General features: G+C 45.5%; 13 protein-coding genes and 1 pseudogene. 8 read left to right on the top strand and 6 right to left on the bottom strand.

The window, feature by feature from the left end; all coding sequences use genetic code 11:
• Positions 1 to 73: 73 nt before the first annotated feature.
• On the top strand, positions 74 to 736 hold the full coding sequence (locus T538_RS0116695; protein ID WP_031533146.1) for a hypothetical protein: 663 nt from the start codon (positions 74 to 76) through the stop codon (positions 734 to 736).
• 485 nt (positions 737 to 1,221) lie between these two features.
• On the top strand, positions 1,222 to 1,704 hold the full coding sequence (locus T538_RS0116700) for a hypothetical protein (RefSeq protein ID WP_155993338.1): 483 nt from the start codon (positions 1,222 to 1,224) through the stop codon (positions 1,702 to 1,704).
• A 423-nt stretch (positions 1,705 to 2,127) separates the two neighbouring features.
• Here the strand turns inward: T538_RS0116700 and T538_RS0116705 are convergent, their stop codons facing one another.
• The 6 genes from T538_RS0116705 to trmD all read right to left on the bottom strand — a co-directional run bounded on the left by T538_RS0116705 (position 2,128) and on the right by trmD (position 11,825).
• Positions 2,128 to 3,594, bottom strand: a complete 1,467-nt coding sequence (locus T538_RS0116705) for a DUF1846 domain-containing protein (protein WP_031533149.1) — start codon at positions 3,592 to 3,594, stop codon at positions 2,128 to 2,130.
• A gap of 38 nt (positions 3,595 to 3,632) precedes the next feature.
• Entirely contained in the window at positions 3,633 to 5,246 is a 1,614-nt protein-coding gene (locus T538_RS0116710) for a peptide MFS transporter (protein WP_031533150.1), read from the bottom strand.
• A 40-nt stretch (positions 5,247 to 5,286) separates the two neighbouring features.
• Complete coding sequence (locus tag T538_RS0116715; RefSeq protein WP_369795022.1) at positions 5,287 to 7,407, bottom strand: dipeptidyl-peptidase Dpp5; 2,121 nt, start codon at positions 7,405 to 7,407, stop codon at positions 5,287 to 5,289.
• Positions 7,408 to 7,538: 131 nt separating this feature from the next.
• Positions 7,539 to 9,410, bottom strand: coding sequence for a membrane protein insertase YidC (yidC, locus tag T538_RS0116720; RefSeq protein WP_031533152.1), 1,872 nt, complete (start codon positions 9,408 to 9,410; stop codon positions 7,539 to 7,541).
• Between the two features lie 16 nt (positions 9,411 to 9,426).
• On the bottom strand, positions 9,427 to 11,031 hold the full coding sequence (locus tag T538_RS0116725; RefSeq protein ID WP_031533155.1) for a CTP synthase: 1,605 nt from the start codon (positions 11,029 to 11,031) through the stop codon (positions 9,427 to 9,429).
• A 113-nt stretch (positions 11,032 to 11,144) separates the two neighbouring features.
• Positions 11,145 to 11,825 carry a tRNA (guanosine(37)-N1)-methyltransferase TrmD gene (gene trmD / locus T538_RS0116730; RefSeq protein ID WP_031533157.1) on the bottom strand — a complete coding sequence of 227 codons (681 nt, stop codon included), beginning with the start codon at positions 11,823 to 11,825 and terminating at the stop codon, positions 11,145 to 11,147.
• A gap of 184 nt (positions 11,826 to 12,009) precedes the next feature.
• Here trmD and T538_RS0116735 point away from each other — a divergent pair, with 184 nt between their 5' ends.
• From T538_RS0116735 to T538_RS19180, 6 genes and pseudogenes are all read left to right on the top strand, one after another.
• Positions 12,010 to 12,684, top strand: a complete 675-nt coding sequence (locus T538_RS0116735) for a leucine-rich repeat domain-containing protein (RefSeq protein ID WP_081834904.1) — start codon at positions 12,010 to 12,012, stop codon at positions 12,682 to 12,684.
• A gap of 819 nt (positions 12,685 to 13,503) precedes the next feature.
• Entirely contained in the window at positions 13,504 to 15,123 is a 1,620-nt protein-coding gene (locus tag T538_RS0116740) for an N-6 DNA methylase (RefSeq protein ID WP_031533160.1), read from the top strand.
• A 96-nt stretch (positions 15,124 to 15,219) separates the two neighbouring features.
• On the top strand, positions 15,220 to 16,359 hold the full coding sequence (locus T538_RS0116745; protein ID WP_197025765.1) for a restriction endonuclease subunit S: 1,140 nt from the start codon (positions 15,220 to 15,222) through the stop codon (positions 16,357 to 16,359).
• A 105-nt stretch (positions 16,360 to 16,464) separates the two neighbouring features.
• Positions 16,465 to 16,842: a GxxExxY protein gene (locus tag T538_RS0116750; RefSeq protein WP_031533162.1), complete on the top strand. Its 378-nt coding sequence runs from the start codon at positions 16,465 to 16,467 to the stop codon at positions 16,840 to 16,842.
• A 204-nt stretch (positions 16,843 to 17,046) separates the two neighbouring features.
• Positions 17,047 to 17,446: pseudogene (locus T538_RS19175) on the top strand (DUF1016 N-terminal domain-containing protein); the annotation flags it as partial.
• Positions 17,447 to 17,587: 141 nt separating this feature from the next.
• Positions 17,588 to 18,052 (top strand): PDDEXK nuclease domain-containing protein, encoded by a 465-nt coding sequence (locus tag T538_RS19180; RefSeq protein WP_231497142.1) that lies wholly within the window; start codon positions 17,588 to 17,590, stop codon positions 18,050 to 18,052.

Genomic DNA, 18,052 nt, shown 5'->3' on the forward strand with positions numbered 1-18,052 from the left:
CTTCGAACCATAGACCGAATGGCAAAATAGGCAGAACATGAGTATAAATTGAACATATATTGACTCAAAGAAAATGAAAAGAGAATTATTTAAGACAATTGTTTCAGATATAAAAACAGATAAATTCTTTTCTGATTATAAATTCATAAAATCTGAAAACCTCTTAATTCTTCGCAATGGAGATGGGTTTATTGCTGCTGATTTACAACATTGGAGAGATTATGAGGATGAATCATGTGTAATACGTCCTGTCTATGGAAGGCGTTTTGACATTCTCGCCAAATGGTTTGAAAAATATGATGTTATAATACCTCTTAAATTGCAAAGATTATCTCCACAAATAATGCGGTACAACAATGGTACAGAGGATGAACGAGAAATCACGTTCAAATACGATTTTTCCGATTACGAAGAAAAGTTTCCGCAACTATGCTCTACATTAAAAGAAAATCTATCTGACATGTGCGATGAATACGCAACTCTGAATGATTTTTACAGCAAGATTGTTGTACCACAGAAAAAAGGAGAGGAGGAATTGCCAGAAGCTGGGGCAGATTGGATTTTTGTTTATCTCACATTAGGATTTCTTGTTGATAAAGATAACTATCCCACACTTAAGAAAAAGGTACTTGAGCGTGCTGAATGGTTACTTCACCATCACGAGCTAAGTGTTGCGGAATATTATGACAGAATGGACGAGATAATTTCATATATGGAGAACAACGTGAGGTTATAAGAACGCTCTTGCGTCCCTTTGGTAGAAAGCGAACTGAATTCTAACGGCAACGTTCGGCAGAACGTTGAGATTTGTTAAATATAAACGAAACTAAATGAAAACACTTATTACAATAACGCTTTTACTTGTGAGCATCTTAGGATTTTCACAAAATAGCATATCGCTAAAGGCAAGGCTCGTGGCAAATCCACCATTGTTTACGACGGAAAGGATGTTGAGCTTCACAAAAAGAATTGCTTAAAAAATATGATGAAAATGCCTTTAATGAACTCACATGGGGGCTACCCAGTTCCGAGCGATTTGTTTATAGTCTGTATTATGCTAATAAATACAATTACAACTATGCCTCGTATGACATCTATGTCTTAGTTGATTCTTATTATACAAGACTGAATGAAATCGTAGATAACGCTGACACGCTCTATTATAAGCCAATAAGAATGAGCAAGGAGTGTTTTAATTTTATTTACGCTTATCTTGAACCTATGAAATCTAAGTATGATGAGGAGATGTGGAAGTTATACAAAGACGGCATTTATCTGCCGAAAGATACCATACTGAGCAAACAGATATATGCTCGCAAGTATAAATCGGTTGTTGACAAATTCGGGTATCGTCATTGGCGGAGAGGCAGCGGACAGTATGGTCAAAATAGACTGAAAGAGTTACACGAGAAATATGATAAAAACGGTCAGCAGGCACTTGAGGATATAATAAACCGTGGAAATACACAAGAGGTATTCATTAAACGAATAATAGCCTATGGCGACACGAGTTTTTATGAAAAGAACAAAACAAAATTCAGCATCGAGAATTTTATTTTCGCCTCGTTCATAATGGCATACAATTACCATTACAAACAGGCATACAAGGACTTTGCTGAATCGCTAAAATTATTTTTTGCGAAAAACAATCTGTCTGTTGACGATAAGACGGCAAGAATAATCAAGGATTGTTTAGAGCAATAGTACGTGGTGTCGGGATAAGATTCTCCTTTTTGTATTTAGAAAATGATTATTCGGAATGACGCTGAAAGCGTCACCTCTCAGTAACCGCAGTATCCGTAGGATCTGCGGGGCTGGAATGATACAAATATAATCGACCCTGAAAGCGGTCGCCCATTGCGATAGATGGGGCACTCTTTCAGAGTGCTTATTTTGATAGTTCTTATTCCGCAGGTCGTTCCGACCTACGGTTATTTAGCGGAGACGCTTTCAGCGTCTATAATACACAGATACTAAGTATTGTAACTTTTATAAAATCAACAAGAAGTAGGAGAAATATTGAATTTAATCCCGAACTCGTGTAATAGTAGATATTCATTCCGAACAGACATAAAAAAACGATGTCCCGAAATTGAAAGAGACATCGTTTTTTTATATAAGCAAAATTTATTTCTTCTTTGCCGGGTCGCAACTCAGACCAACGCCAAGTTTCTTGAAAATCTTGCGGTCAACCTCGCTGAGCATCACCGTGCAATGAACCTGACAGCCGCGCAACTCTGGAAGTTTCTCCAGAGCCTTTCGGCAATTCTCGTCGTGCTGGCTCAGAACAGACAGCGCAACGAGCACCTCGTCGGTGTGCAGACGTGGATTCTTGCTTCCCAAGTATTCGGTCTTGGTCTTCTGTATCGGCTCAATCATGTTCTGCGGAATGAGTTTAACCTCGTGGTTGATGCCTGCGAGATACTTCGTGCAGTTCAGAATGAGCGCGGCGCTCGGACCGAGAAGGTCGCTCTGCTCGGCTGTGATTATTGTGCCGTCGTTAAGCTCGATGGCAGCCGATGGCTTGCCGTTCTGCTCCTTGCGCTGACGTGCCGCAACGGTCGTCTTGCGATAGTCGGTGTTAATCTTTGCCTGATTGAACAGAAGTTTGATTTTCGACACCTCGTTGTCGTTGCATGCGCCGCTTGCCAGTTGGTTAAGGGCTGTGTAGTATCGGCGTATAATCTCGTCCTTTGCAGCCTCTTGGCAAGCGTCGTCGTCGCTGATGCAGAAGCCAACCATGTTTACGCCCATGTCGGTAGGGCTCTTGTAAGGATTCTCGCCGTAGATGCCTTCGAACAAGGCGTTCAGTACCGGGAAGATTTCGATGTCGCGGTTGTAGTTGATGGCAATCTTGTTGTATGCCTCAAGATGGAACGGGTCAATCATGTTGATGTCGTTCAAGTCGGCCGTTGCAGCCTCGTAAGCAATGTTTACGGGGTGGTTCAGCGGAAGACTCCATACAGGGAAGGTCTCGAACTTGGCATATCCAGCCTCGATGTTGCGCTTGTGCTCGTTGTAGAGCTGGCTAAGGCAGACAGCCATCTTGCCCGAACCCGGACCGGGAGCTGTGACAATGACAAGCGGACGAGTAGTCTCGACATAGTCGTTCTTTCCGAATCCCTCGTCGGAGTCGATGAGAGCCACGTTGTGAGGATAGCCCTCGATGGTGTAGTGGAAGTAAGCCTTTATGCCCATGCGCTCAAGACGTGCGCGGTAGGCATCGGCGCTGCTCTGTCCGTTGTAGTGTGTTATTACTACCGAGCTTACGAGAAAGCCGCGGTTCTGGAACTCGCTTCTGAGTCGTAGAACATCCTCGTCGTAAGTAATGCCGAGGTCGCCGCGCATCTTGTTCTTCTCGATATCCACAGCACTGATGACGATTACAATCTCTGCCGTGTCGCTAAGCTGGCTCAGCATTCGCAGCTTGCTGTCGGGCTGGAAACCCGGCAGCACTCTGCTTGCATGATGATCGTCGAAGAGCTTTCCGCCGAGTTCGAGATACAACTTGTTGCCGAACTTGGCGATGCGCTCTTTTATGTGCTCCGACTGTATCTTCAGATACTTGTCGTTGTCAAATCCTATTCTGTTCATTTGTTATTGGTTGATTGTTTTTTTCTTTTGATTCAGTATTATTCGATACCCTTCATCATCTTCTTAAGCAATGGGCAGAGGGCGAACAGCAATACTGATGCAACACCTGCCATCACGGCAAAGAGTGTGAAGAAGTCGGTAAGGTTTGCAATCTGGATTCCGCAGAAACTCTTGGCTGGCTCGCCTGCTACAGGCAGAAGAGTTGCCAACTTGCCGGCAAGGATGTTACTTGCTGCGTTGCTCATAAACCAAACACCCATCAGCAATGATGCAAGGCGCGCTGGAGACAACTTGTTAACCATTGAGAGTCCGATAGGAGAGAGTGAAAGTTCGCCCAGTGTGTGAATGAAGTAGAGGGCAAACAGCCACCACATTGATGTCTTTGCGCCGTCAGAAACGCCAGATGTGGCGTATGCGATTACGACATATCCCAAAGCCAGAAGTCCCAAGCCGATAGCCTGCTTAACAGGTGATGCTGGCTCGAGCTTGTGCTTTGCAAGAGTCTCCCACAATGTTGCCATTACAGGAGCGAAGCAGACAACAACGATAGGGTTGATGCTCTGGAACCATGTTGTAGGCATCTCCCAGCTGCCGATGTGGCGGTCGCACTGCTTGTCGGCAAAGATTGTGAGCGATGAGCCTGCCTGCTCAAACGCGCTCCAGAAGAAGATTACGAACACGGCGATGATGTATATAACGCCGATGCGGCATTTCTCAACGGTTGTAAGACCTCGGTCGGTGATGATGAAAACAGGCAGAGCGACAGAGATAGCGTAGATTGCAGCCGAAATATAGTCGTTGAAGTTCTCGACGTTAAGCGAGAAGAGAACGAACAATGCCACAGCACCTGCGATGCAGCCCCAAAGACGGATAGGAGAGTTCTTCGCATCCTCGTCAACGTGCATCTCGGCAGCCTTCTCTGCTGCCTCTGCGTCCTTCTGGTGGCGAAGTTCGCTCTTTGAAGGAGCAAGACCGATAGCCAAGCCCTCAGGAGTGTTAAGATACTTGTCCTTACCGATAACGAACACAACGATTGACACAATCATGGCAACGCCAGCGCAGAAGAATCCCCACTTGAACGCACCCGGATTGAACCAGTTACCGTCGCTTGCCAACGAACCGCAGATAAGCGGAGCGATGAGCGCACCAGTATTGATACCCATGTAGAATATAGTGAAGGCAGAGTCCTTGCGATGGTCTGTTGGCTCGTAAAGGTCGCCCACCATTGTGCTGATATTTGGCTTGAAGAAGCCGTTACCGATGATGAGGGCAGCCAGACCGGCAAACATCAGCCACAGAGAGAAACTGTTGTCGATAGATGGGTCGATTGCGCCGCCATCTGTTGTGATGCTCTGCTTTACGAAGCATGCTGATGCAAACATCAGGAACTGACCGAGAGCCATCACCATTCCGCCGAAGATGATACTTCTGCGGTTACCCCAATAGCGGTCGGCAATGTATCCGCCAAGCAGCGGAGTAAGGTAAACAAGTCCGGTGTACGAACCGTAAATCTGACTTGCGTCTGCGCTGTTAAAGAAGGCAGCCACAAGGTAAAGTACAAATAGGGCGCGCATTCCGTAGTAAGAGAAGCGCTCGGCCATCTCTGTTACAAACAACAGGTACAGGCCTTTTGGATGTCCATTTTTTGCCATATAATCTAATCTTTCTATTTTATTATAATCATGTTGTGTTTTATTTCTTCAGCCATTTGTCGAGCCAACCGAAGAATGTGCGCTGCCAAAGAACGCCGTTCTGTGGTTTCAGAACCCAGTGGTTCTCGTCGGGGAAGAGCAGAAGCTGAGCCGGAATGCCGCGCAGCTTAGCCGCGTTGAAGGCAGCCATGCCCTGCGATGCAAGGATGCGGTAATCCTTCTCGCCGTGGATGCAGAGGATAGGAGTGTCCCACTTGTCAACGAAGAGGTGAGGCGACTGAGCGTAGCTTCTCTTTACAGCCTCGCTGTCCTTACGCCAGAATGCGCCACCCAAATCCCAGTTTGTAAACCAGAGTTCCTCTGTCTCAAGATATTGCTGCTCCATGTTGAAGAAGCCGTCGTGTGCAATAAACGCCTTGAATCGCTTGTTGTGATGACCAGCCAGCCAGTAAGCCGAGAATCCGCCGAAGCTTGCGCCAACGCAGCCCAGACGGTCTTTGTCAACATACGATTCCTTGCAAAGGTCGTCGATGGCTGTAAGATAGTCGTTCATGCAGTTGCCGCCGTAGTTTGTGCTGATTTCCTCGAGCCACTCCATTCCGAAGCCCGGCAGACCGCGGCGGTTTGGCGCGATTACGATGTAGCCGTTTGCCGCCATTATCTGGAAGTTCCAACGGTAGCTCCAGAACTGGCTTACAGGACTTTGCGGACCGCCCTCGCAGAACAGCAGAGTAGGATATTTCTTTGTGCTGTCGAAGTCGGCAGGGTAGATAACCCAGCTGTGAAGCTGCTTGCCGTCTACTGTCTCGACCCATCTTGGCTTTACATCGCCAATCTTGAGTTGCGACATAATATGGTCGTTCTCGCGCGAAACCTGAGTCATCTTGCCCTTGGCATCAATCCAGAACAGTTCGGTAGGGTTCTTCATGCTCTGCTGCTTGCACAAGTAGCGTTTGCCCACGCTCTTTACCGAGTTAAGGTCGAACTGGCCGTCGGTAATCTTCTTTACATTTCCCTTCAAGTCGGTAGTGTAAAGCATTGTGCATCCGTGCCATACGCCTGTAAAGCACAGGCTCTTGTTGCCCGGCAGCCACGCAAAATTATCAACTCCGCTCTCGAATTTCTCAGTAACGTAGCTCTTCTTGCCTGTTGCTATCTCGTAGACACACAGTCTGTTGCGGTCGCTCTCATAACCGTTGCGAGCCATGCTGAGCCATGCAACGTATTTGCCGTCGGCACTAAACTGCGGATTTGTGTCGTAGCCCATGTTAAGGTCGCCCTGAGCATTTACTTTCTGCTCCTTCATAGAGATTGTAGGGTCAATCTCCGGCTCTTTGTAATCGGCAGGCTTGCATAGGTTTGTAATCTGTCCCTTTGCCGTGTCGTACAGATAGATGTCAGAATCGGTAGAGATGCTGTATGCCAAGCCTGTCTTCTTGCGGCAAGTATAGGCTATCTTTCTCGAATCAGGACTCCAAGCCAGCTGCTCAATTCCGCCGAAAGGCTTCATCGGACATTCAAACTGCTCGTTTTCAAGAATGTCGCTGGCATCGTGAATCTTGCCGTCTGTTACGTCGGCTATGAATGGGTGAGGGATTGACGTTACTGTCTCGTCCCAATGGCGGTACATTAGGTCGTCTATCACCATACCGCTTGCCTTTTCAAGGTCTGGGTAGATGTCGGTGGTAGATTTTCCGTATTTAACTTCCTTTATCAGAATGATTTTTGTCTCGTCTGGCGAGAAGATGAAGCCCTCAACGTCGTCTGGCTCGTTAGACATCTGCTGCTTGTTGCTTCCGTCGGTATTCATAGACCAGACCTGAAGTTTTCGGTTTGTTCCGACAGAAAGGAAGGCGATGCGCGTGCCGTTCTGAATGAAGACAGGGTCGCTCTCGCTCATAGCCGATTTTGTCAGTTGCTTAACGTCCGAGCCGTCGAGTCTCATTGTCTTGATAACGTGCTGGCTCTTGTTCCTCTCAACGCTGTAGTAAGCTACGTCCTCGACAATGAGCCCAGCCTTTTCCGACACGTCGTAAGAACCGATGCGTCCCATAGCCCAAAGCACCTCGGGAGTCATCAGACCGTCGGCAACCTTGATGTCCTTTGCTTTCATTGCTGTCAATAATGGCTGTCTTTTCTTCGCGCCGTCGTGCTGTGCCATGGCACCAATTACAAGGCCGCCAAGAAGGACTGTTAGAGTTAATTTTTTATACATATTTATACGTTATAGTACCAAAAATACACACAACCTTAATAGATTGGCTCTACAAGGTTGTGTGTAACGTGTATTATTTACTTTCTGTTGTTCTGCTGCTGCATTCTCTGCTGCTCTTGCAGTTGTTCCTGCATAGCCTGAAGGCGTGCCATCATGCCACTCTGCTTCTTTGGGTTGTTTTGGTTCTCCTTGTAGTATTTCTCAAGTTTTGCCAAAAGTTTCTCGTCGTTTGTTGTCTTGCGCAGAACCCAAGTGATGAGTACGCTGAACAGCAATGAGATGAAGTAGTAGTAGCTAAGACCGGCAGAGTAGTCGTTGAACCAGAAGAAGAACATCACAGGCATGATGTACATCATCCACTTCATCATCTTCATCTGCTCGTTCTGTCCCGGCATGTTCGACTGCATCTTCATCTGTACCGATGTGTAGATGAGGTTAGTTGCGCTGAACAGTATGCAGAAGAGGCTCAGGTGGTCGCCGATACCGATGATATGGAAGCCCCAGTTTACAACGTCGTCGTATGTAGAGAGGTCGTCAGCCCACAAGAAACTCTCGCCGCGCAACTGGATGGCGTTAGGAACGAAGTTGAACATCGCAATCCAGATAGGCATCTGAATGAGCATTGGCAGACAGCCGCCCATTGGGCTAACGCCGTACTTTGAGTACAGAGCCATCATCTCCTGCTGCTTCATCATTGCGTTGTCGTTGTCCTTGTACTTCTCGTTTATCTCGTCCATCTTAGGCTTCAGAACTCGCATCTTTGCAGATGACATATAGCTCTTCTTAACCAGCGGATAGGTGATAGCCTTTAGCAGAAGGGTGATGAGCAACAATACGATACCCATGTTTATGCCCCAGCTTGTAAGCCAGTCGAACACATACAGAGTGAAGAATCTGTTAATCCAACGGATAAGAGGCCAGCCCAGATATACAAGTTCCTCAAGGTCAAGGTCTTTCTTGCCGTTTGAAAGGTCGTTGTGTGCCTGAAGCGTCTTGAAGTCGTTAGGACCGATGTAGAACTGCAACTTTGTTGCCTCCTTGCCGGTTGCGTCGAACTTCGTCTCCATGTTAGCCTTGTACTGCTTCAAGTAGCCGCTGTTCTGGTTCTGCAACTTGCTTTCGAGCTTAACGTTGTCGAGGTCCTGCTGACCAATCATAACGTAAGAGAAGAACTGGTTCTTGAAGGCAATCCAGTCGAGCGATTCCTCAGGATTCTCAGCATCGTCCTTAGTTTCTGACAGATAGTCTGAACTGTTGTCCTTCTCCTTGTAGGTGAGCGACGAACGCTGGTTCTCGAAAGTGAAGCCTTTCTCCTGCTGGCGTGCCATCTCCATCCACTCAAGACTTACCGACTTTGTTGAAGGAGCGAAGAAACCGTCCATTCCAACAGCTTGAATATCAAGGCTAACCATGTATTCGTTCAACGTATAGTTGAAGTCGATATGACCTTTGGCTGTCTCGATTCGGAGTGTAGCGGTGCTGTCCGAAGTGTTTACTGGAGTAAAGAACAACTCGTTTGTGCGGATATTCTCGTCCTTGCCTGTGAAGGCGAAGTTGAGCGTTGTCTCGCCCTTCTGTGCGTCGAACAAGGTAAGGTCGGCATTTCCCTGCTGGTCCTTGTAGTTCTTCAGAACCGCTTTCTTGAACACGCCGCCCTTTGTAGAAAGGGTAAGTTCAACCTTGCTGTTTTTTAGCACTACGTCCTGTTCCTTGCCGTTTCGTGCGGCAAACAGAACAGAGTTGGTGTCGGCAGCGGCAGCGGCGGCAAGTGCTTTCTGCTGCTGTGCAGCCTTCAGATTTGCGTCAGCCTCATGCTGCTTTGCTAATTCAATTGAGTCTTGCTGTCTCTTGTATCTTTCTTGCTCTTCCTTGCTTGGCTGACCCCAGTAGGTGAAGCCGATGAAGACAAGTACTATCAGAACAAGTCCGATGGCAGTATTTTTATCCATATTTTAAATTAAATAATTACTTCTTGCTCTCTTTTGCTGCTGCCACGAACGACAGGAACAAAGGATGCGGATTGAGCACCGTGCTGCTGTACTCTGGGTGGAATTGTGTTCCGATGTACCACTTGAGCGATGGAATCTCTACGATTTCCACGAGGTCGCTCTCCGGGTTTATGCCCACGCACTTCATTCCGGCGCGCTCATATTCCTTTTTGTATGTATTGTTGAACTCGTAGCGGTGGCGGTGACGCTCCTGAATGTGAGTCTGCTTGTAAGCCTCGAAAGTCTTGCTGCCTTCTTTCAGGATACACTCGTATGCTCCGAGTCGCATTGTGCCGCCCATGTGCGTGATGTTCTTCTGCTCCTCCATGATGTCGATGACGTTGTGCGGAGTCTTTCCGTCCATCTCGCTGCTGTTGGCGTCGGCATAGCCAAGCACGTTGCGCGCAAACTCGATACAAATCATCTGCATACCGAGGCAGATGCCGAATGTAGGGATGTTACGCTCGCGCAGATACTTGCACGCTACTATTTTTCCTTCTATGCCTCGCTGTCCGAATCCCGGGCAGATAACTGCTCCGTCCATTCCTTCGAGCATCTCGGCTATGTTGTCTGAAGTCACCTTCTCGCTGTTCACGAAGTGTGTCTTCACCTTTACGTCGTTGTATGTTCCAGCCTGCGACAAGGCTTCGAGGATTGACTTGTAGGCATCCTGAAGGTCGTACTTGCCAACGAGGGCGATGTGAACCTCTTCTGTTGCCTTGTGTCTGCGTTCAAGGAACTCTCTCCAAGGTCCGAGTTGTGGGGTAGGACCTGCCGGCACGTTCATTTTTCTCAGGATGGCTGTGTCGAGTCCTTCAGCCTGCATCTGCACAGGAACTTCGTAGATTGTAGGAAGGTCGTTGTTTGGAATTACGCAATCCTCGTCTACATTGCAGAAGTTGGCAATCTTGCGGCGGATGTCGCTGCTCAGTTCGTGCTCGGCGCGCAGAATCAGAATGTCTGGCTGTATGCCTACTCCCTGAAGCTGCTTTACCGATGTCTGCGTTGGCTTTGACTTCAGTTCGCCTGCCGCTGCCAGATACGGAACGTATGTAAGATGTATGTTCAGCGCGTCCTTGCCAAGTTCCCATTTCAGCTGTCTGATGGCTTCGAGGAACGGCAGCGACTCAATGTCGCCAACGGTTCCGCCAATCTCGGTAATAACGAAGTCGAAGTTGTTCTTCGTGCCCAGAAGACGGATGTTGCGCTTGATTTCGTCTGTAATGTGAGGAACTACCTGAATAGTCTTTCCAAGATAGTCGCCCCGTCTTTCTTTCTCAATCACGCTCTTGTATATGCGGCCGGTGGTGATGTTGTTTGCCTTGGTTGTCTGTATGCCGGTAAAGCGTTCGTAGTGACCAAGGTCGAGGTCTGTCTCCTGTCCGTCCACCGTTACGTAGCATTCGCCGTGCTCGTAGGGGTTGAGTGTTCCTGGGTCGATGTTGATGTAAGGGTCGAATTTCTGGATTGTAATCTTGTACCCTCTAGCCTGTAAAAGCTTTCCAATTGAAGCGGAGATGATGCCCTTTCCTAAGGATGATGCCACACCTCCTGTGACGAAAATGTACTTAGTGGTTGCCACGATTTTATATTTTTATTTTTGTGTTGTTTTTTTCAGAAACATTCAAATTGCAAAAGTAAAGCAAAAATTGCAGAACAGCGAATTTTTATCCAAAAAAAATAACATAATCGTGCTTATTTCTCTTCCAGAAGGTCGGGACGCAGACGTTTTGTTCTTTCGAGTGCCTGCTCAAACTCCCAGTTTCTGATGTTTGCCTCGTGTCCCGACAGCAGAACCTCAGGAACTTTCCAGCCCTTGTATTCTGCCGGGCGAGTGTATACCGGCGGCGCAAGCAGATTGTCCTGAAAACTGTCTGACAGCGCGCTCTCAACATCGCTTATCACTCCCGGAACGATGCGCACTATGCTGTCGGCAATAACCGCCGCAGCCAGCTCGCCGCCTGTAAGAACGTAGTCGCCTATGCTTATCTCCTTGGTTATGAAATGCTCGCGAATGCGGTAGTCAATGCCCTTGAAATGTCCGCACAGAATGATGATGTTCTTTGCCATGCTAAGGCTGTTAGCCATAGGCTGGTCCCATTGTTTGCCGTCGGGCGTTACGAAGATAACCTCGTCGTAGTCGCGCTCTGCTTTTAGCGCAGAGATGCAGCGGTCTATAGGCTCAATCTGCATAACCATTCCGGCGCATCCGCCGTAAGGATAGTCGTCCACGCGCTTGTGCTTGTCGAGAGTCCAGTCGCGCAGGTTGTGCAGATGAATCTCAGCCAGTCCCTTCTTCTGTGCCCTTGCCATGATTGAGCAGTTGAAGAAGCCCTCAATCATCTCGGGGAATATTGTTATAATGTCGATACGCATCATAAATGTGTAGTGAAATAATATAAAAACGGCTGCAAATTTACTAAATAAACCTGAATTATGAGCGAGTTTTTGAAAAGATTGTAATGCTTTTCAGAAACGCCTTGTGGCGTTTTTCTTGTTTCTGACAATTATTTTACCTATATTTGCGTCTGGTATTCTAATTTTACGAAAAGACAGAATTATGAAAATATCTAATTTAGCATTTGCAGCCCTTGTGTCCTTGATGATGCGTGTGCCGGTGGCTGCGCAGACTACTACCGTGGTAACAAAAACCGTGATAAAGGACGGAAAGGTTCTGCTCGACTTTGGACACGGCAAGAAATTCCTCGTCAAGAATGTCATTCTCTTCGACGAACTGGAATATTATCTCAACTATTACCTCACCAGTGTCAGCAACGAGCAGGAAGTGACGTTTGCCGTAGCCAACATGCCGCGATGGAATCATAAAAACAGTTGGATGCCTCTCAACAGATTCTCCCGAGACACGAAGAAGCGTGTCAATCTTATCCTGATAGGCGGACCGCAGCTCACGGCTTTGGGCGGCAACTGCTTCGAGGACTGTACGGCTATCCGCAGCATCTATATTCCCGAAACGGTTCAAAGGATAACCGGAAAGGTATTTAAGGGTTGCAGTTTCAGCAGCATAACAATCCCGAAGAGTGTCATCAGCATCGGACCCTATTGTTTTGCCGGTAACAACGCGCTCGAAGAGGTGGTTTTCGAAGGAAATCCGCGGATTGCAGACGATACGGTTTTCAAGAATTGCAGCCCGAGTCTGAAAATCTATGTAAAAAAGAAGTATCTGAAGGATTACCGCCAGAAATATCCGTATCTTGATTTCTTGGTTCGAAAATGAGGAGAATTGAAATTTGAAACTTGAAAAAGCTTATGCCAATTCCACGATGTTTCTTGAAAGTCGAAAGCGTCAAGGTCTATTCGAATATTGAACGTAGGGATAGTAAGGGGATTGCAAGAGGATAGCAAGAGGGTAGCAAGGGGGTAGCTTCGAGGAAGGTTCGGCGAAGCGTATATTGCAATTCACAATTTGCAGTTGACTATTTTTGAACTTGAAAATTGAAAGTTCTGAATTTGTGATAAATTGTGTGGAAAATATTCTTTTGGTAAATACAAAATAGTGGGTAGGAAGAAGGTAGCAAGAAGGTAGGAAGAAGGTAGCAAGAAGGAAGATAGATTCAAGCAAGCCGGAAGGTACGATGAAGTAACGTTCAAGCAAGCCGAAAGGTATGTTCAAGGTATAGGATGGGTAGGTTGAAAGTTCAGAATCCCTCTTCCCAAAAAAACTGCCGTTGTTTGCGAAATCCCGAAGGCATCCCGAAGGCATCCCGAAGGATAGGGTATCAAATGGCTGGCCTTGAAATAAATTAAGGCTATTTGTCCCTGATTTTTGATGGGGGCTCTACATTTATTACGATTATTTTTAGTACCTTTGCTTTCAAATAGGGGAGAACTGTCACGGCAAAAGTTTAATCGTTTAGGAGTCGTTTTGGCCGAACACGATGAACAGTAAATGATTGTCTGACTAGCTCGGCGTGGATCTTCCGCCGCCCAAGGTAAATGACACGATAAATATCCAAGTATATAATGCAGAACTTACTTGGTAGTGAATTGAGTATTGAAAAACTCCGCCATTTTGGTGGAGAAAAGAAAAATAAAAATGGCAAAGAAAGCAAGTAAAAAAGAAGAAACACTGAACCTTGATAACATCTTGTTCAAGTGCAGAGATATATTGAGACAGGCAAAGAACTCAGGCTCGTTCTTTGAAAAACGCGACATGATGCTTACACTCGTGTTTCTTCGCTTTATGGGCGAGAAATACGAGGATGGAGTGGCATCGCTTCGAAAGCGACTCATTGAGGAAGGGTTAGACCCAGACGATGAGGAGATTATCAAGGCATTCTTCGATGATGCCACTTTTGCCGATGGTACTTTCGACTTGCCAGTAGAGGCTCGTTGGTCAACCATCATCAATACGGCTGCGCCTCAACTGAATGTGGCTCTTGATACGGCTTTGCGCAGTATCGGCGAAACGAATCCCACGCTGAAGGGCTGTTTCGTTGAGGGTACATTCACCCAGCGCAATCTTGGAGCCAATGACATGAAGAAGATTGTGGACGAGGTCAACAAGATCAGCCACAAGACGTTTGGTGAAGAGAAAGACCTGATTGGTCGTGTATATGAATACTTTCTGAAAGAGTTTGCCGTTAATGCCACGAAAGAGGAGGGCGAGTTCTATACACCTCATGATGTAGTTCAGCTGATTGCTACCGTCATAGAGCCTTTCGACGGCACTCTTTATGATCCTTGTTGTGGCTCTGGTGGTATGTTCATTCAGAGTACAGACCTCGTGAAAGCCAAGCAAGGCGACATCAGTCGTATCAATGTCTATGGACAAGAGAAGGAGGCTGCCACCTATCGTTTGGCAAAGATGAACCTCGCTCTGCGTGGCATCAGTCATAATCTGGGTTCGGAAAGCGATTCCACTTTCACCAACGACCTGCATAAGGGATTGTATTTCGACTATATCATGGCCAATTCTCCTTTCAACTTGAAAGGTTGGTATAATGATAACTTGAAGAATGACTCTCGTTGGACAGACTATGCCACTCCGCCGGAGAGTAATGCCAACTATGCTTGGATTCTGCACATGCTTTCACACCTGAAGCCTCTTTCCGGTGTGGCTGGTTTCTTATTGGCCAATGGTGCATTGGGCGATACTGATGCTCTTGAAATCCGAAAGAAACTGATAGAAAACGATAAGGTTGAAGCAATCATAATCTTGCCAAGAGAACTGTTCATCACAACAGATATCAGCGTTACCTTCTGGATTCTCAATCAGAACAAGAAGGGCGGCATGTATCATGGTCGTCAACTTCGCAACAGAGAGCACGAAATCCTCTTTATGGACTTGCGCCAATGGACCGAGAACCCTGTCAAGGGCGAGCAGAAGAAGAAGGTGCAACTTGTTACAGAGCAGATTCAGCGTGTGGCAGATATCTATCATAAGTGGCAGTCGGAGGGAACAGACAGCAACAACTTTGCTGTACCAGAGCTATATCGTAGCGTGAGCATTGACGAGATTGAGCAGAACAATTGGACGTTGGTGCCAAGCAAGTACATCGAGTTCATCGACCACGATCTGGATATAGATTACCCCAAAGAAATGGCGCGCATACAACAGGAAATGCGCAAGTTGATGCAGCGCGAGAAGGACTCGCAAAAGATGCTCGAAGAAGCATTTAAGGGTATTGGATATGTTATTAACGAGCAAAAATAACTATGGCAAACAGTGTTTTTTTCGATTATGTGATATTTGGAAAGTTAATTCAGCAGGCATTGTCTACTGAATTCGTTCCTCTTCGTTTCCAAAATAATGAAGAAGATGAAAAATAAGGCTACTGGATTGAAGAAATATAAATTGGGAAAATTGATTGAATTGGTTGAAGAGACTAATTCTGATGAACTATTTGGTCCTGATGATGTACGGGGAATAAGCAATCTGAAAGAAATGATGACTACAAAGGCGGATTTGAATGGCCGTGACTTGTCAAAGTTTCAGATTGTAAGACCTGGTACTTTTGTATTTAATCATCGAACTTCCCGTAATGGCAGTAAATTCAGTATTACTTACAATTATGATTCCAGACCACATATTTTTACGGAGGATTATGTTGCATTTCGTGTCAAGGAAGATTGTGATAATCTTCTTATGAAAGAATGGTTATATATGTATTTCTGTAGAGCAGAGTTTGATCGATTTGTTATCACTAACTCATGGGGCAGTTCTACAGAATTCTACAACTGGGAAGATCTTTGTGACATAGACATCACTCTTCCCTCTATCGAACAGCAGCGCAAATACGTTGATGTATATTTGGCACTCCAAAACAATCTTGCTGCCTATCAAAGCAAAGTAGAAGAATTGAAACTTGTCTGCGATGGGTATATAGAAGAGTTGAGGAGAAAGATGAAATGCGAAAAAATTGGAAATTATATTGAACGATATTCGGAAAAAAATATTGATAAGGCGATAGATGACGTAGTCGGATTAAGTACTGAAAAAAGATTCCGTGTAGCGCAAAGTCGTGTGAATCGAAATGAGTTAGGTGGCTACAAAATAGTACATCCTTTAGATATTGCATATGTTCCCACGACAGACACGTGGAAGGTTCTTGCATTTGCTGTAAATCACTTTGGAAAAGATGTTGTTATTTCTCCTATTTACGAAGTTTTTAAAACAACAGGAAAATTAGAATCTGATTATCTCGCAATATGGTTAAAACGAGATGAATTTGATCGCTACGCAAGATACAATTCTTGGGGCTCAGCAAGGGAGAACTTCACTTTTGATGAAATGAAAGAAGTAAAAATCCCGATCCCAGACATCTCTGTTCAACGTGAGATAGTCAACATCCATAAGTGTTATATCGAGCGCCAACGCATAGCAGAAGCGCTCAAAGAACAGCTAAAAAATATATGCCCTGTGTTGATACGAGGAAGTTTATCAGAATGAAAGCTCTCGCAGATAACGCAGATTTCACAGATTTTTTCATCTGCGTAATCAGCGAAATCAGCGAGAAATAAATAACGAAACCCGCGAGAAAAAAGTAAATAAGAAATGAATGAGAACGATATAACATATAAAATCAGAGGAGCCATTTTCAAAGTGTACAACGAACTTGGTCCAGGCCTTTTGGAATCTGTCTATGAAGCCGCGCTGCTTTATCAACTGCGCGAAGATGGGTTACAAGTGGAGAGTCAGAAAAAACTGGATGTATATTACGATGGTCATTTGCTTCCTGTAGACTTCAGACTTGATATTTTGGTAGAAGATAAAGTGATAATAGAACTGAAATCAGTCGAGATGTTGAAAGACGTGCATAAGAAACAACTGCTCACTTATCTGAAAATATCTGGTAAGAAAGTCGGGTTGCTTGTAAACTTCAACACAAGCGATTTGACCAAAGACATAGTGCGAATAGTGAACGGATTTTAGGAACTCTCGCAGTAACTCTCGCAGATAACGCAGATTCCACAGATTTTTATCATCCGCGTAATCCGCGTAATCCGCGAGAAATAAATAACGAAACCCGCGAGAAAAAACGATAATTATGGCAAAATTAAAGAATATCAACGGCCATTTCGTGGAGTACGATTACGGAAATACTCATATTGCTTATCCCGAAAAAAACGAAAAAAGATGAGTGAAGACAAGAACATTATACAGAAAAGAACAAGTCAGTTTGCCGAGGTTGTGTCATTGATAAAGCAAACAAAGGCAAACGTGATTAGCATAGCCAATACAGCCTTGATAAACCTTTATTGGCAGGTTGGCAAATATATATCCGAGAAAATTTCCATCTCTGAATGGGGTGACGGCGTGGTGGAACAGCTGGCTTCATATATAGAAAAACAGTCCTGACACAAAGGGATTCTCTGATAAAAACTTGTGGCGCATGAAGCAGTTCTACGAGATTTATCGCAATGCTGATGAAAAACTCTCAACACTGGTGAGACAAATTAGTTGGTCAAATAATCTTACGATTATGAGCCGAGCAAAAACGGAGAATGAACGAGTGTTCTACCTTACGTTGTGCAAGAATGAAAGACTCTCTGTCAGAGAATTGAACAGGCAGATTGATGCGGCTTTGTATGAGCGGACAAAAGTGTCAGAGCCAAAACTCTCAACAGTGTTGAGACAAATCGCCCCGCAATCCGAACGAGTGTTTCGCAATCAGTATGTGTTGGAGTTTCTTGGTGGCAAAGACTACGAAAACGAAAATTCGATGAAGAGTGCTTTGCTTGGACAGATGAAAAGGTTTATATTGGAACTTGGAAAGGACTTTCTGTTTGTAGATGAGGAGTACCGTCTGCAAGTAGGCAATAGCGATTTCCGCATAGACTTATTGTTCTATCATAGGGAACTGCAATGTTTGGTGGCATTTGAACTCAAGATGGGAAAGTTCAAGCCAGAACATTTGGGGCAATTGAATTTCTATCTCGAAGCCCTCGACAGAGATGTGAAAAAGCCTCATGAAAATCCAAGTATCGGTGTTCTGCTCTGTAAAGACAAGGATGATGAAGTGGTGGAATACGCTCTCAGCCGAAGTCTTTCTCCCACTATGGTGGCTGAATATCAGCTACATTTACCAGATAAGGATTTGTTGCAACAGAAGCTGCGTGACATTTACGAATCTCAGGAATAA

This window comes from Bacteroides sp. Ga6A2, assembly GCF_000702225.1.
Classification (GTDB): Bacteria; Bacteroidota; Bacteroidia; order Bacteroidales; family Bacteroidaceae; genus Ga6A1.

Excerpts from the sequence above, each read along its gene's own strand:
- T538_RS0116695 (WP_031533146.1), top strand. The coding sequence starts at position 74 with ATGAAAAGAGAATTATTTAAGACAATTGTTTCAGATATAAAAACAGAT.
- T538_RS0116705 (WP_031533149.1), bottom strand. The coding sequence starts at position 3,594 with ATGAACAGAATAGGATTTGACAACGACAAGTATCTGAAGATACAGTCG.
- T538_RS0116735 (WP_081834904.1), top strand. The coding sequence starts at position 12,010 with ATGAAAATATCTAATTTAGCATTTGCAGCCCTTGTGTCCTTGATGATG.
- T538_RS0116750 (WP_031533162.1), top strand. The coding sequence starts at position 16,465 with ATGAATGAGAACGATATAACATATAAAATCAGAGGAGCCATTTTCAAA.
- T538_RS0116715 (WP_369795022.1), bottom strand. The coding sequence starts at position 7,407 with ATGGCACAGCACGACGGCGCGAAGAAAAGACAGCCATTATTGACAGCA.
- trmD (WP_031533157.1), bottom strand. The coding sequence starts at position 11,825 with ATGCGTATCGACATTATAACAATATTCCCCGAGATGATTGAGGGCTTC.
- T538_RS0116740 (WP_031533160.1), top strand. The coding sequence starts at position 13,504 with ATGGCAAAGAAAGCAAGTAAAAAAGAAGAAACACTGAACCTTGATAAC.
- yidC (WP_031533152.1), bottom strand. The coding sequence starts at position 9,410 with ATGGATAAAAATACTGCCATCGGACTTGTTCTGATAGTACTTGTCTTC.
- T538_RS0116700 (WP_155993338.1), top strand. The coding sequence starts at position 1,222 with ATGAAATCTAAGTATGATGAGGAGATGTGGAAGTTATACAAAGACGGC.
- T538_RS0116745 (WP_197025765.1), top strand. The coding sequence starts at position 15,220 with ATGAAGAAGATGAAAAATAAGGCTACTGGATTGAAGAAATATAAATTG.
- T538_RS0116710 (WP_031533150.1), bottom strand. The coding sequence starts at position 5,246 with ATGGCAAAAAATGGACATCCAAAAGGCCTGTACCTGTTGTTTGTAACA.